Source organism: Pseudomonas syringae (assembly GCF_023278085.1).
GTDB classification, from domain to species: domain Bacteria; phylum Pseudomonadota; class Gammaproteobacteria; order Pseudomonadales; family Pseudomonadaceae; genus Aquipseudomonas; species Aquipseudomonas syringae_Q.
This window is the reverse complement of record NZ_CP066265.1, coordinates 2,295,189-2,310,384: the sequence shown is the minus strand read 5'-3', so window position 1 is coordinate 2,310,384 and position 15,196 is coordinate 2,295,189. Positions and strand designations below refer to the sequence as shown.

Below are 15,196 nucleotides of genomic sequence, written 5' to 3'. Positions count from 1 at the left end.
CCGCTAAGGCAGGGGCGACTGCCCTACCTCCGCGTACATATGAACGGGCTCAAGCATGGCGCTGCTGAACAGGCTGTCATCAAGTTGCGACGGTTGCCGTGGCGAAACATGCCTGGATGAGTGCTCCCGGTTCAAGGGAGTGTCCGGCGTCAGATCAATCCCGAAGTGAGGGAATGGTTCCTGCGCCACCCAGCCTCCGGCAGCCAGAACCAACAGTAGAAACACACCCGCAATGGGCTCTTTAGGTCCGCACATGACTGCATCTCCTGTCCGGTAACACAATTGGGTTCAAAGTGAGAAACTCAGCATGAACGCTGCCAGGTCGCTCGCCTGTCGCAGGCCGGCGGGTCACTCGAAAGGCTCTTCGCCCCGCAACTTGGTGCGGTGCATCATGCGCCCGCATGCCGGGTCATAGGCTTCAGCACGGTGCATGGTGCCGGTGTTGTCCCAGATCACCAGATCACCGACCTGCCACTCATGGCTGTAACTGAACGCCTCGGCCGTGGCCCAATCGCGAAGCCCCACCAGAATCCGGGCACTTTGCGCCATGCTGACACCGACTACCTGTTGCGCGGTGCAGCCCAGAATCAACGACTTGCGACCGGAGCGGTGCTTCCACACCAATGGCAACTCCTTCTCACCGATGGCCTGCATGGAGGTGAGCATCGCAAGGCTGGGTTCCGGATTGTAATAGAGTAACGAAGCCCAGGGGGCATGAATTACCCGAAGGCATTCGTAACGTTGTTTGTCAGCGCTCGACAGACCTTCGTAAGCCGCATACGTATTACAGAAACCCGTATTCCCGCCCCAGCTTGCTGTCGCCTTGCAGGACAGCAAAGACGCCAGGATCGGCGCATCGCTGCTGGTACCGTCGATATGCCAGTACAGCGAGCCTTTGAGAAACTCTGCGCCTGCCGGGTTCTCTTTCACATCAAGGCTGATTTTGGTGATGTTCTGCCCATCACTGGCTTCGGGGGCGAAGGTACCCAGCGTGCGAGTAAAGGCGATCTGTTCAGCGTCGCTGAAATGGATCTGCGGAAACACCAGCACACCCCGCTGCTCCAGCCGTTCACGGATCTCCCCGGCATGTTCACCTGACAGCAATGCCTGTTTGCTGGCGAAGATGCGCGTGCCTATTGCTGGCTTGATGGGCTCCTGAAACAACCGGGCGTTCGAAGTGGCTAACATGGTGCGACCCTCTTCATAAGTGAACACTACGGTACACTTATGAAAGATACCGCGCAACCTCTTATTGCGCATACTGGCCGCCAACGATGCCTGCGGCTTAAACTGATCAGCCCCATGCATTTCAAGGAATGAGTCCACGTGCATATCCCTGCTCCGCAAATCCTTATCCAGCGCCTGACTGAGGCGCACCTGGAAGGCGTGACCGCGCTGTACAACGAGCCGGCCGTCTGTCGCCAGGTGCTGCAGATGCCTTACCAGTCGATCGATATCTGGCGTAAACGCCTGGCCGACAGCACCGAGCGTCATCTGAAACTCGTCGCATTGAATGGTGGCGAGGTGGTCGGCAACATCGGCCTAGAGCAATATTCACGCAGCCGGCAGAGCCATGTCGGAGCCTTAGGCATGGGCGTCGCATCCGCCTGGCAGGGCAAGGGCATCGGCTCCAGGTTGCTGGCAGCGGCGCTGGAGGTGGCTGACAACTGGATGAATCTGCACCGGGTTGAACTGACGGTGTATGCCGACAATGAGGCCGCGCAAGGCCTCTATCGCAAATTCGGTTTCGAAGTCGAAGGTCGCCTGCGCAACTACGCCGTGCGCGATGGCGCGTTCGTCGACGCCCTGAGCATGGCGCGGCTGAGATAGCGCGGAGGCTTGAAGCGCCGCTTGAGCTGCGACTGAAAGCGTGCAACGATCACCCCCATGAATCAGATTACTCAAAGCAACCGACACCACCCTCACAGCTCCTTCCTACGGTGCTGCGGTTGCTTGTGCTCATCGATTGGCCAGACCTGAATTCATATCTGACCCGTCAATGAAACAGACCAAGGCGCCCATGGCGCCTTTTTTATTGCCTGGCTATTTACACCGGCCAATACTGAAAAACAACGGAGATCACACCTATGACCCTGCTACGCGGAACCCGCATCGTAACCGGACCAGAAGCCGCCATCCTGCGTGAAACGGAAAGTCGTTTCCGGAGCTATCTTCATCGAAGCGGGCGCTGAAGAAGCCATCGTCCCGGCGTTGTGGGGCCAGGACACCTTTATCGAAAAAGCCGGTGGCAGTGAAATCATCGGGCAGATGTGGGCCTTCAATGACAAGGCCGGGCGCGCCTGCTGCCTGATCCCGGAGCCAACTGCGCTGTTTCAGGAACGCAGCGCAATACTCCTCAACGGGCGCAGCGAAGCACTGTTTTTCTATGTGGCGCGCTGTTATCGGTACGAGCGACCTCAGGCTGGGCGCTATCGGGAATTCACCCAGTTGGGGCTGGAAATTCTCGGCCCTTCGCCGCAGCAGGCATTGCTGCGCAGCCAGGCAATCTGTACGGGGTTTCTCGACGTACTGGGGCTGGATTACCAACTGAACATCGCCGTTAAACGCGGCCTGAGTTATTACCTTGAAGGCAATGGCTTTGAAGTGCGCTGCCCAGGGTTGGGCGCGCAGCAGCAAGTAGTCGGTGGTGGCGCTTATCGGGAGGGCGCCGGGTTCGGCATCGGGCTTGAGCGGCTGGTGCTGGCGCTTGGGCTTGATCCATAACAGTCGTCTGATTTGTAACCGGCTGGGCGCGCACAACCGTTTACACTGCGCGTCCACCCTGCCCTGATCCGAGGCCCTGCATGAAAGTTGGCGTGATTTCCGACACCCATGGACTGCTGCGTCCTGAAGCCATTGCCGCGCTTGAAGGCTGCGAGGCAATCATCCATGCCGGTGACATCGGCAGCCAGGACATCGTCGACCAGCTGACAGCCATCGCCCCGTTGCACATCGTACGTGGCAACAACGACATGGACGCTGCCTGGGCAACGCCCATCGCCGACCACCTGCGCTTCGCTATCGAAGGCTGGCAAACCCTGCTGGTCCACGACATCGCCGACGTTCCGCCACTGCTGGATGACAGCGTGAAACTGGTCATCACCGGGCACTCACACAAACCGCTCATCGAATGGCGCGAAGACACGCTGTATCTCAATCCGGGCAGTGCCGGACGAAGGCGCTTCAAATTGCCGGTAACGCTGGCGCTGCTTGAAGTGAGCGCGGATGCGATGGAGCCGACCCTGGTCAGGTTGATTGACTGACAAACAGGGCTGAATCACACAAACGCTCGTTCCTGCGCTCCGCGTGGGCATACAGTCCTGGACGCTCTGCGTCCAACCCTACAGCTCCCGCGACATCACCCAGTGCTCCTTGCCCCAGGCTTCAAAACGTTCCAGCACCTGCCAACCGCGCCTGGCGTAATACGTTTGCTGATCATGGGTGTGCAGATACAACGTGGTGATGCCAATGGCCTTGGCATGACTGCAAATGCCCTCGATCAACTGCGCAGCCACTCCCCTGCCCCGTGCTTCGGGTTTTACCAGAACGCAGGCCAGCCACGGCCCCAGATCAGGACGTTCAGGCAAGTCGTCGCTGGCCAACGCCGCGCCGCCCAACAACTCACCCTCCTCCATGGCGATCAGGCATGTCCATCGACCATCCTGCTGCGCTTGCGAGAACTCAGTCTGCCAGTCCTCAAGCGCCTGCGACGCGAATTCGTAACTGAATTGCCGATGAAGCCATCGCGCCATTGTGTCGCTGTGATGCAGGTGGTTGCTGAGCCAGTCAATGTTGAGCATGTGCATTCCTTTAAAATCAGGGTTACATCCCTGTCACCGACATCACAGCTGCGCAGGCAAACGAAAGTCGCGCAACGCACTCATGTCGAATGGATTGGGCGCGCGCTGGCTCGACAACAGGTAGTTGGCGCGCATCCCGCCGACGTCGGCTTTGAGCATCAGCACATCACGCCCTCGCAGCGGCTCGACCTGCATCAGGTCAATGAGGCGGAACAGCGACCACGGCCCGGTATTCTTTTCTATGCCGAGCGGTCGACCGGCCATGCCCTCCATGACCAGACTGGCACGTCCATCATCACTCTCGACAGGCCACCTGAAAGGCATTGGCACGATGGGGCCGTGGCGATACTCCAGCGACTGATCACCGACACGAAATTCGGCGCGGCGCACGCCGGGGTCAAGGGTGTAGGGTTCAAGCGTGAATTGCACCTGCGGCTCCTGCGTATGGTCGGTGAAGAAGCTCTTGCGAATGTTCTGCACACCGGCCATCTGATCCAGATAGGCGCGACTCATCGGCAAACTGTAACCGTCGATCGTGCGCAGGCGATAGCGGCCGGGGTCACCACTGACAAACGGTTTCAGGTAATTGTCGAAAAAACGCTCAGCAATTCCCTGGGCTTTGAAAAACTCGCGAAAATCGTTAAGCGCGACATCGCTGCTGCTGTGTGCGTGGAACGGATAACGTTTGTCGAGCGATTGCTCGTAAAACCCGTAGAGCTCGGCTTTGTAGCGCTGGTTGAGGTAGTGATGCGACTGATACAGCACAAAGCTCCAGGTGTCTTCCGCCAAGGCATTGAACCAGCCGCCAACCGGCTGCGGCAGTAGCGTGGCGGCGTTGCGCAGTTTGCTCAACGCATCCTGCTGACCGGACATCCGCCCCTTGGCCATCTCGTAGGCAGCCAGATCGGGCTGACCCGAGCGCCCCAGCGCAGCCATTTGCACCTGCAATTCATTGATGGCGTTCAGTGCTGTAATCAGATCGGCAGCAGGACCATTGTCATCATCCAGCAGGCGATGCAATGGGTCGAACCGACGCTGCAAGGATCTCTTTGCTGTCTCGGGCAGACTGCTGGCAACCGACTCCTGCAACTGCTCGCCAACCGCAGCAACCCGGGTAAGCGCAACGGGTGTGGAGACGGCTTTATCGGCTTCGGCTTTCAGCGTGTCGAGGCTGTCTGCAAGCACCGGGAAGCGCGTATTGTCACGCACCTCGATCAGCAACTGCACCAACGGCGAATGGGCGGCCGCAAGCCCGGCCATTTGTACAGCGCCTTGCCCAGGGCTCTCGAAAGGTTGCAACGAGACCCTTCCGATAGCCTCGCCCCAATGATCGGCATAATCACGAAAATACAGCTTTTCCAGCTCGATCATCAGCGCACGCAATTGAGTTGCGCTGAACTGTGTGCCCTCACCCAGCACCCAGTTGTCGCGCATGATGTCAGTCACCACACCCGTACCGTGAGTAACGAAATACCGCTCATAGCCCTGCCGGGTATAGAGACCCGGAATTCGATAATCAGCGCCTGCCAGAACACTGCCCTGCGGGCCGGCGTTTTGGCCCAGCGTGTAATCTGGAAGTGCGCGTGCCTTGTCACGCAACACCCGATAAACCACATCAGCAAAGGATTCGTTATTCAACGCCTGCCGTGCCTGTTCCACCAGTGGTTCGTTGACCAAAGAGGTAAACGGCAAAGCCAGCAGGCGCCCGAAATGCTGGTTCAGTTCGCGCTGCGCCTGGGCGTGACCGGCATAGCGAATTGACCAGTCCGCTGCGATCCACTCCTCCAGCACAGAAGGTATCCGGTGCTCGCGCTGGACAAGCATCAGATAGGCGCGAAGACTGTTCAGCAGTTGCTCGCGATTTTGCAGGCTATCCAGTATCCGGGCTTCGAACATGCGGACCACTCGAGGCAGCAACCGGGTTTGCAGATCAGCATGGTAGGCGCGTAAAAGCACATCGTTGGCGGGCTTTCCCTGATAGAGCCCACTGCGCTCGTGCAGTGCGACATCGCTGCTGTCGGGAAATACTTGAGCAGCCGCGTAGCTGGTATTCAAGGTATCAAGCACTGCCAGCAGGTCATCCTGAGGCGCCAGCGATGAACGCTGCTGCACCCATTGCTGCCCGAGGATGCGAAGCTTTTCCAGGCGGTCGTGGTTGGCGCTGAACCCGGTCGCCCACAGTACCCCGGAAACCGTCAGAACCAGCAGCGCTGCGCAATACACTCCCCGCTGGCGCCACTGAATCGCTCGCCGCGTTTCCTTGTCGAGCATGGCCAGGTCGGCCTCAGGGAAGATCACATGACGCAACAAATCATGAATGAACCTCGCACGCCCGCCATGCTGCACGGGTAGCCTGCTGTCTTCGTTGGCGTCAGACTGCTGATTGCCCTGAATAAGGTGCGGCGCACGCGTCAGGTAGAACCCGCGCAGATGGCTGGCCCGCTGGTAGCGGTTACCGGAAAACGCCAGTTCGACAAAGATACTCAGTCGACGTCCGATCTTTCCAAGATGAGTGGGAAACTCGAGCATCTTTCCCCGGCGCAGGCTGTCGCGCTCCTGATGAATGCGGGTAATGACCTGACTGCCAAGGCGCTGCAGCAAGGTTTCGAACTCCAGACCGAGCACATCGACATCGTCGCCCCGCTGCCCCTTCTGAAAAGTGGCCCCAAGAACCTGCTCAGCCTCCTCCCGGGACAGCTGATCAAAAAACTCATCGAAACCGACGATCGAGTCTGCCTTGGTCAGCACCAGATAAACCGGGACATCAACATGCAAACGCTGAAAAATCTCACCCAGACGATCTCGCACATCGCCGGCGATTGTCTCCAGACGCTTGTCCAGATCATCAAGCAGAATCTCCACAGGCAACGTCACCAATACACCGCTGAGCGGATGTGTCCGGTGACGACCTCGTAACAATTCCAGCAGCGTCATCCATGCGCTGCGGTCGACCTCGGGCTCAGGCTGGTCGAGATAGCGACCTGAGGTGTCCAGCAGGATCGCCTGTTCGGTAAAGTACCATTCGCAACTGGCGGTGCTTCGCGTATCGCGAGTCAGCTTGCGGCCGGGCTTGTCGAGGGGAAAGTCGAGCCCGGAAAAATCCAGCAGGCTGGTCTTGCCACTGCCCTTCGGGCCGATCAGTACATACCAGGGCAACTCATTCCGGTTGCGCGCGCCAGGTTCGCCATACAGAGCGGAATTCTTGAGTACTCGCAAGGCGTCCTTGAAGCGACTGGACAGCTCCAGACGTTCTTTTTCGACGGCCAAGGACTTACGCAGACGCTCATGACCCGTATGGCTGTCCTCAGCCCGTTTCTTTTGCACGCCGCTGCGCCAGTTCGCGAAAACGATCCCGAGTCCCCAGGCCAGAAACAGCACGCTAATGGTTAGCAGGCGCGTAACCGGACTTTCCCAGAAGCGCTCGTCGTCGACCGCCAGCAAGGGGCCGACCAGCCAGATCAGGGCTGTTGAAAGCAATACCAACAGCAGCGACCAGACCCAGGTGCGGCACAGCAAAGTGATGAGTTTTTTGAACAGGGTTTTCATTGCATCTCTCATTTCAAGACCGGAGCTCAAGCACTGCCAGATCTGCCGACTGATAGGGTTTGAGTACAGCTTCACGTTGCTCACCGAGTACCCAGGCAAATCCCGAATACAGTGCGGTCAGGCTGACGATGGTGAACAGCACAACCAGCCACAGCGGCACAATGCGCAGTTGATCAGCACTCGACGACTCTGCGCGCTGCGAATGGGGTGACAGTGTTCGCGAGACATCGCCTCTCACGTGCCTTATCTGTCGGTAAAGGGCATCGCGGATATCATCCAGCTCATTGCCACTACGACGATTCGAACGGTATTTCCCCTCGAACCCTAGAGCCAGGCACAGGTACATCAGCTCCAGCATTGGCAGATGCCTGAGCGGATTGGCGGAAAGCTTTTCAAGGAGTTGAAAGAATTTCTCGCCGCCAAATGTTTCCTTGTGAAAGCGACTCAACAGACTGATTTTCGACCAGTCACTCTTGCTCCCCCAGGTCGTGTTCAACACGGCCTCATCCACCACCGTGCACAAGACATAACGAGCAACCAGCAGGTGATCATTCTCTATCGAGTGCTGCCGGGCCTCGGCCTCGAACCGCTTCACCTGGTCCGACAGCTGCACATTCAGGAGGTGGATATCGCCGATGTCGTCCAACGCGGCCAGTCTTGAAACCTGGGCAAGCAGTTCACTCGCGGCAGCGACAAGCGGATTGACATGCACTGTGAATCGTTTTTCAGATACCTGCGGGGCGGTGTAAAACAGTCGCTCCTGCAAGCCTTCGAAAAGACTCGTATCATCAACGCCGATAAACCTGTCACTTTGCGGGCTGGAATTATTCCGTCCATACGTAAGGGAGTTGTCTTCGCGGCTGCCTTGCATATCGGTCACTCTGTTCAATTTCTGATCGCCCAGAACTGCAGTTCAAGCCCGGAAAATTCGCCTGACACGTGGAAAGCGAAACCTCCGGACTGATCGATTTCGGCCTGCTCATGGTCATCAATGTCGAGAATGAAATAGGTCCTGGCTGCATGAAACGGAATCTGCCTTGGCGCTACAGGCAACGGCCTCAAGCGAATACCCGGCAAATGCAGCCCGACCAGCTCGCGAATACTTTCCACAGAACCGACTTTGAGGTGCGAAGGCAGGCGGAGGCGTAGCTCTTCGGCATCGCAATGCGCGCGCGCGGCAAGCACAAATGAAGCAGCTCCGAGCAACTCACGGTCGACCCGGGGCGAAACCAGAACGCCATATTGTCTGGGCTGCAGTTCAAGTTCCTGGGCATGCTGCTCCAAGACCATGGACAACATCTGTCGAAGGGCGAGCATGACTCTCTGGAACGTTGCGCCCTGATCGCTGTGCTGGTATTCGCCCTCAAGCTGCGGTCGCCTGCTATCATCGGCAAAAGTCGACAACTCGCCCAGCAGACCCAGCAATACCCGATACAGCTCTTCGGGGTGGACATGCCCGGTATGGAGGTAGTGTTGGAGTACCAGCGCGTTGCGATTGACCAGTTGCAGCATCATGAAATCGCCCACTTGCGCCCCGCTTGCCTGGCCATGCGAACCGATACGCTCGGCAATCACCTCCCCTCGGTGCCCAAGCAGGCTTACAACTTCCTTGAGACAGGACATCAAGTAGCGAGCACCGCCAGCGTTGATGAACGTGGGCGAAAAATTCGCATCCAGTGTTATTGCCTTGTCCGGGCTGCACATCTGAACATGACACAGCTTGAGCATCGCGTAGGCGTGCTCACCCCGTGGCTCATCGAGCAGCAAGCGAAATTCCGGGCGCGCGCAAAAAACCGATGTGGAACCGTGTTCTCCCGCGTTTGAATCCGAGATGCTGGCTGCATAAGCGGTAAAACGTGCCACCACGTCAGATTGCTCATGACTGCGCGCCTCAATGCAGTTGCCGGCCACTATCGGCAGCGCAATGTATACCGAAATGCCTGAAGTATTCGCCGGTATATCCAGCGCCAGCGGCATGTCACGGTCACGTATGTCGAAGACGCTGCCATCCGGCAAGATGCCCGATGCCTGTGCAAGCACGATCTGTCCGGAGCCGAGAAATTGCGGGTCAATTTCCAGCGTTGTAAAACCCCAGTTGTACGCCCCTGCCAGTTGCGTACGCACCCGGAGTTGATGATCGTAATAACGATCATTATGTTGAAAGTGCTGGGGACGCAGCAGCATGCCTTCCTGCCAGATAACCTTGTGTGAATTCATATCGGATTTCCTGCATTGTCCAGGCTGCCTGCCGGGTAGAGACCGGACTCACCCAGCACGAAAACAGCACGATTCTGCTGCCCGGGTATGACCTTAATCACATGACGCCACCGGGTTTCCGGCAGGTTGCGATAAGCTGCCAGCACGCCGATATAATGACTGCCCTCATCCAGTTTCAGCTTCAGATCAATACTGTCACCCGGACGAAGTTCAAACTCTTCACTGGCAACCAGGTCCCTGGCCAGCACCTGATCGGTACGTTGATACAGTGAGAAGAAGTCCATACTCTCGAACGTTACAGGTCGTTTGAGTTCAAGTAACGTCAGAACAATCGGCGAGGGCCTGCCGTTTAAATCAGGATTAAGCTGATTGTCTGCGCGCAGACTAATATCCAGACGGGTTTGCGTGGAGTAAGGCGAGAGAGTCGAGCAACCGGTCAGTGCGAGCAACAGCAGTAACCCGCTCAACCGGACGAAATAAAAAACCATGGGTGTCATTCCTGTAAGTCTTGGTAGAAAGCAGTGATCAAAAGGAACTGTTGTTCATAGGCAGGCCCGAAGTTGCGGGCAAGCAAGTGCTCACCCCACTGACCACTCCCCTCCAGAGACTGGTGGTGTCGCACATAGTCACGCCACTGGCGGCCGTCGGTAAGTAGCCAGGGCCTGCCGCGGTCGCGCTCAAATTGCCAGCCAAGTTGCTGAGGCGAGAAATGCTCAAGCGTCGCCTGCGCCATTACCCGACAACCTGCCAGCATCGCAGCCTCGTGGGCCTGAAGCTCGCGGAATGCCCGAGCGATGACGCCCTCAGTCACGAGATCGGCCGGCTCATCGTCCAGCAGGCTGTCGATCAGTGCCTCGCTCGTTGCGGCCTTGAATACGCCGACACTTTGGTGGGTAATGTCAGGGAGGTTCGAGCGCAGTTCAGCTGCGATCTCGTCTCGCAGGTTCAAACTTTGCTGCAGTCCGCCCATACAACGCTTGAACAGTCGGGCGATCTTTACAGCACACGCTTCGCGAGTGGCCGGGTCGACTGAAGTAAGCTCAACACCCAGCGCATCACCAAACTGTTCCCAGAACACACCGACAACGCATTCAGGCTGAGAGGACGCAGAAGGCGCTGGCGGCACGACATATTGCGGCAAGAGAAAATAATCACCTTCAATGCCCACGCAATCTGAAAGCTGTCGATGATCGCGGTGGTCTTCGATTAAAGAAGCAAGTTCACCCACTGCCCGGCACGCCTGTTCAAGACCTGCCGGATGACCTGTTTTGATGAGTTGATCCATGCGCAGATCCTTTAACCATGGTTATAGATCGCGACTGACCGGCTCTGGATTACCCAGGGCTCGATATTGATCATCGCTGAATTTAAAATGACCACTACATCCCGGCAGGCAAAGCAGCGCGACAAGCGCAAAAAGTAAAATGCGCCAACAATGAAAGCTCATGGATAGAAATCTCCAGTAAAAGGATTAAACAGGCGGCATGTGTCAGCGGTTAATTGCGTCGTCCATAGTTGGCAGGGACGTCCAGATGGGTCAGGCGATAAAGCAAAGTGCGCCGCGAGACCCCCAATGTACGCGCCGCACGACTCCGGTTGCCGGAGTGGTCACTTAAACACTCAAGCAGCACACTGCGCTCGAACTGCTCAATGCGTTCACGTAGCGTCAGACGCTCGGGATCGCTCGTTGCAGTGATGGCGATGGGGAAGTGCTCCAGCATCAGCTCTGCGCCTTCACATAGAAGTACCGCCCGTTCGACAAACCCTTTCAGCTCGCGGATGTTGCCAGGGAACGCATATCCGGAAAGAGCGCTCAATGCTGCCTCTGACCATTGCACCGGAGCTCGCTTGGCATCAAGGCAGGCCTTGTCGGAAAAATGCCTGGCCAATAGCTCGATGTCCTCTACACGCTGACGTAACGGGGGAAGTTCAATGGGAAACTGAGCAAGCCGGTAGTAAAGATCTGCACGAAAGCGACCTTCTGCAATCAGTGTCGGAAGATCCCGATGGGTTGCCGCAATGATTCGCACATCGACCTTGCGGACGTCGTTAGAACCTAGCGGACGAATCTCTCCTTCCTGTAATACCCGCAGGAGCTTTGCTTGCAATAGCATGGGCATATCGCCAATTTCATCGAGCAGAAGCGTACCGCCATGGGCAGCATCAAACAGCCCGCGTCGATCACGATCGGCACCGGTAAACGCACCTTTGCGGTAACCAAACAGCTCGCTTTCCAGAAGTGCCTCTGGAAATGCAGCGCAGTTCTGCACAACGAACGCACTCTCGCGACGAGGCCCATGCTCATGGATGGCACGAGACACGACTTCCTTGCCAGTCCCGGTCTCGCCGGTAAGCAATACCGTACAGGTGCTGTCCAGAATCTTGCTCAGTAGATGGGCTGTGCGGCCCAGCGCCGTGCTGCTTCCCGTGAGGCCATAATGCGCGGCCTGTGAAACGCGCTTGCGCGAGCGAGGCAACGTATCTGCTGGCTTGTCTGATAGCCCCATCAAAGACAATTGCGAGATAACGAACGCGCCCAATGCGCCTAACGATTCGGCATGCACCCCCAGATCTTGAGTATGTCCACTCACGCAGATCAGTAGCCCTACGGTCGATTTCTCACGACTGAGCAACGGCGTGCACAACAGTGATTTCCATCCTTGAGCTCGGGCAGGCAAAAAGCCGGTGTCGTAAAGGCTGCTGCCGACTTGCGGAATGCTGACAACCTCGTTTTGAAGCAGACTGAGCGTTAATAAAGGCTGATCACGGTAGTCATCCAGAGAAACTTTTTTTGTGTTGTCCTGAATGACGTCATCCATGATTTCTGCCGCAAGACAGAGACCTTTGCGGCCCTCATCAAGCAGGAAAATCTGGCTCGCGTCACAGTCGCTGAGCGTCGCAGCGGATCTCGCGAAATCATTCAACAGCGACTGGCTGTCGGCTGCCTGCGCGAGGAGTGAGTAATGCGAAATCAATGTCTGCGCGTAACTCAGCGGGTCCTGTGGCGAATTCAAGGGCGATACCATCTTATTCGAACTCACAGACAATACTGCCGGAGCTATCCAGCGTTGCGTGAACTGCGGAAACGGTAGCGTCAGTGCTCATGGCACTGAGCAAATGGTCCGTTATGAGCGGGGTCACGCACGACTCCAACAAATGATCGATCAGCCTGGCGCCGCTATCGCGTTGAGTGCAGCGTTCAAGTAAATGACGTGTCAACTGCTGCGAATAACTGAAGGTCAGTCCACTGGACTCGAGTCTCTCTCCAAGACGATTCAGCTTAAGCTCAAGCAGTTCCTGAAGCACTTCACCGTCAACGGGGTAATAAGGCACTACACGCATTCTGGCCAGCAATGCCGGTTTGAAATGTGCAGTGAGTACCGGCCTTATCTTTGCTTCAAGCTCTTCGGCATCCGGGCGGCGTCCGTCCATACAGCTCGCATGAATCAAATCACTGCTCAGGTTGGAGGTCATCAGGATAAGCGTGTTGCGAAAATCGATTTCCCTGCCCTCTCCGTCGTTGGCTACGCCTTTATCGAATATCTGATAAAACAGATTCAATACATCCGGATCAGCTTTTTCCACTTCATCCAGGAGAATCACTGAATAGGGCTTTTGTCGAACAGCATCTGTCAACATGCCACCCTCGCCATAGCCGACATAACCGGGAGGCGCACCGATCAAACGAGAGACCGTGTGTTTTTCCTGAAACTCGGACATGTTGATCGTCGTCATAAATCGCTCGCCGCCGTATAACAGATCAGCCAGGGCGATAGCTGTTTCGGTCTTGCCTACACCGCTGGGGCCTACCAGAAGGAATACACCTGTCGGTGCACCTGGCGCATTCAACCCCGCTGCCGATGCCCTCACCGATCTTTCGATGGCCTGTATCGCCTGCTCCTGCCCCCGGATACGCCCACGCATTCCGGATGAGAAGCCGGCAATCCTGGAGCTGTGTTCCTGTACCAGCTGTGAAAGCGGAATACCTGTCCAGGCATTAACCACTTCCGCTACCAGCCTCGGGCAGACTTCATAACTGACAAGGCGGTCGTTTACCTGTGCACTGATCAGCGTTTGTTGAATCCTGGCTAATTCGGACGTCAGTGCTTCGGTGGATTTACTGTGCTGGACGGGCGAAGAGTGTTGTTGCAATTTTCGGTTGGCCAATTGCTGGCGTAGATCGAGCAGCTGGTTAGCCAGGGTCTGTTGGTCAGCCCATATGCACTCCAGCGCGGCAACTTCCGTCTTGATCCTTGAGAGGCTGGACGACAATCCATTCAAAACGTTGGCATCAACCGACATTCCGGCATCGACATCACGTTGTACCGCATCAAAGTGTCTCTGTTGCTCAGCCAGCTCGCCTCGCAGACACTCCAGACGTTCAGGCGCGGCGACCAGGCTGATCCGCACACGTGCGCATGCAGTATCAAGCAGATCGACAGCTTTATCAGGAAGTTGTCGTCCGGATAAATAGCGTGCCGAGAGCCGGGCAGCGGCAACGACAGCGTCATCACGTAAATAGACACCATGGCTCCGTTCATAGAGCCGGGCTAGCCCACGCAGAATGGTGATGGCCTGTTCCACAGAGGGCTCCAGCACACGAACGGGCTGGAAACGACGTGCAAGCGCCGGATCTTTTTCGAAGTATTGCCGGTACTCCGCCCAGGTAGTCGCTGCAATGGTGCGCAACTCCCCACGCGCCAGCGCCGGCTTCAAGAGATTGGCCGCGTCTGCGCCGCCAGCCTGGGCTCCCGCCCCGATCAGTGTGTGGGCTTCATCAATGAACAGAATGATAGCCGTAGACGATGCCTTGATCTCGTCGATAATCCCCTTCAGACGACGCTCGAACTCACCTTTTATACTGGCACCGGCCTGGAGCAACCCCATATCCAGAGACAGTAGCTCAACGTCTTTCAAAAGTTGAGGGACTTCTCCATGAACGATTCTAAGCGCCAGTCCTTCAACAATCGCTGTTTTTCCAACGCCCGCCTCACCTACCACGATCGGATTGTTCTTGCGTCGTCGAGCCAGTATGTCGACCATCTGGCGCATGCAGTCATCACGACACAACACTGGATCGAGCAACCCGTCTCTGGCCTGCTGTGTCAGATTATGAGTGAAGCGTTCGAGCAGTGATTCACATTGCTCGACAGTGTGCTTCGTTACGCCAGATATTTGCTCAGCCAGGGCGTAGTCGCGGAAGCGTTCAATATTGATCTTTGCCAGCAATGGCTGATAGGGGCGGTCCGCGTAACGCAATGGATTACGCAGCAATGCCAGGATCAGCGCAGCCTGATCAATATGGCTTTGCCGCAGATCCAGAGTAGAAATCAATAAGGCATCTTGAAGCCATTGAACAAGTTCGGTAGAAAATACCGGGGTACCGTCAGCGCATTGCTCGACGGGAGGAAACAGAAAGCCTGCAAATTCAGCAGCCAGAATATTCACCTCAAGCAGAGCACGGGCAAGCATTCCCTCCGGGCGCTCAAGAAGTGCAAGTAACAGATCCTCTACGAGAATCTTGCTGCTGCCTCTGGAAACGCAGCGTTCTGCGGTGCCCTCAAGTTCTCTGCGGGTGGGCATATCAAGAGATTTTACGAGTTGTTGCAGATCTGGATTAATCATGTGCGGTC

Annotated in this window: 13 protein-coding genes; 3 read left to right on the top strand and 10 right to left on the bottom strand. The window is 56.7% G+C overall.

What is annotated here, in order from left to right; all coding sequences use genetic code 11:
• Nucleotides 1-3: 3 nt before the first annotated feature.
• Nucleotides 4-255, bottom strand: a complete 252-nt coding sequence (locus tag I9H07_RS10365) for a hypothetical protein (RefSeq protein ID WP_024675991.1) — start codon at nucleotides 253-255, stop codon at nucleotides 4-6.
• Nucleotides 256-348: 93 nt separating this feature from the next.
• A complete protein-coding gene (locus I9H07_RS10360; RefSeq protein ID WP_236423279.1) occupies nucleotides 349-1,188 on the bottom strand; it encodes a TauD/TfdA dioxygenase family protein in 840 nt (279 codons plus the stop codon).
• A gap of 138 nt (nucleotides 1,189-1,326) precedes the next feature.
• On the opposite strand from I9H07_RS10360, the gene I9H07_RS10355 reads away from it, so the two are divergent.
• The 3 genes from I9H07_RS10355 (at nucleotide 1,327) to I9H07_RS10345 (ending at nucleotide 3,263) form a co-directional block, all read left to right on the top strand.
• Nucleotides 1,327-1,830 carry a GNAT family N-acetyltransferase gene (locus I9H07_RS10355; RefSeq protein WP_024675993.1) on the top strand — a complete coding sequence of 168 codons (504 nt, stop codon included), beginning with the start codon at nucleotides 1,327-1,329 and terminating at the stop codon, nucleotides 1,828-1,830.
• 312 nt (nucleotides 1,831-2,142) lie between these two features.
• Nucleotides 2,143-2,724, top strand: coding sequence for an ATP phosphoribosyltransferase regulatory subunit (locus I9H07_RS10350; RefSeq protein ID WP_236423278.1), 582 nt, complete (start codon nucleotides 2,143-2,145; stop codon nucleotides 2,722-2,724).
• Between the two features lie 80 nt (nucleotides 2,725-2,804).
• Entirely contained in the window at nucleotides 2,805-3,263 is a 459-nt protein-coding gene (locus I9H07_RS10345) for a metallophosphoesterase family protein (protein ID WP_236423277.1), read from the top strand.
• A 78-nt stretch (nucleotides 3,264-3,341) separates the two neighbouring features.
• Here the strand turns inward: I9H07_RS10345 and I9H07_RS10340 are convergent, their stop codons facing one another.
• From I9H07_RS10340 to tssH, 8 genes are all read right to left on the bottom strand, one after another.
• On the bottom strand, nucleotides 3,342-3,800 hold the full coding sequence (locus I9H07_RS10340; protein ID WP_236423276.1) for a GNAT family N-acetyltransferase: 459 nt from the start codon (nucleotides 3,798-3,800) through the stop codon (nucleotides 3,342-3,344).
• 42 nt (nucleotides 3,801-3,842) lie between these two features.
• On the bottom strand, nucleotides 3,843-7,346 hold the full coding sequence (gene tssM / locus I9H07_RS10335; protein WP_236423275.1) for a type VI secretion system membrane subunit TssM: 3,504 nt from the start codon (nucleotides 7,344-7,346) through the stop codon (nucleotides 3,843-3,845).
• A gap of 13 nt (nucleotides 7,347-7,359) precedes the next feature.
• Entirely contained in the window at nucleotides 7,360-8,217 is an 858-nt protein-coding gene (icmH, locus tag I9H07_RS10330) for a type IVB secretion system protein IcmH/DotU (RefSeq protein ID WP_236423274.1), read from the bottom strand.
• A gap of 14 nt (nucleotides 8,218-8,231) precedes the next feature.
• Complete coding sequence (gene tssK / locus I9H07_RS10325; protein ID WP_236423273.1) at nucleotides 8,232-9,563, bottom strand: type VI secretion system baseplate subunit TssK; 1,332 nt, start codon at nucleotides 9,561-9,563, stop codon at nucleotides 8,232-8,234.
• Entirely contained in the window at nucleotides 9,560-10,051 is a 492-nt protein-coding gene (gene tssJ, locus I9H07_RS10320) for a type VI secretion system lipoprotein TssJ (protein WP_058824615.1), read from the bottom strand. Before tssJ ends, tssK begins: the two co-directional genes overlap by 4 nt.
• A 5-nt stretch (nucleotides 10,052-10,056) precedes the next feature.
• Nucleotides 10,057-10,848 carry a type VI secretion system-associated FHA domain protein gene (locus tag I9H07_RS10315; protein WP_236423272.1) on the bottom strand — a complete coding sequence of 264 codons (792 nt, stop codon included), beginning with the start codon at nucleotides 10,846-10,848 and terminating at the stop codon, nucleotides 10,057-10,059.
• Between the two features lie 211 nt (nucleotides 10,849-11,059).
• Entirely contained in the window at nucleotides 11,060-12,589 is a 1,530-nt protein-coding gene (locus tag I9H07_RS10310) for a sigma 54-interacting transcriptional regulator (RefSeq protein WP_236423303.1), read from the bottom strand.
• Between the two features lies 1 nt (nucleotide 12,590).
• The gene (gene tssH, locus I9H07_RS10305) at nucleotides 12,591-15,188 is read right to left on the bottom strand and encodes a type VI secretion system ATPase TssH (protein ID WP_236423271.1); all 2,598 of its coding nucleotides are present in this window, start codon (nucleotides 15,186-15,188) and stop codon (nucleotides 12,591-12,593) included.
• Between the last annotated feature and the right edge of the window lie 8 nt (nucleotides 15,189-15,196).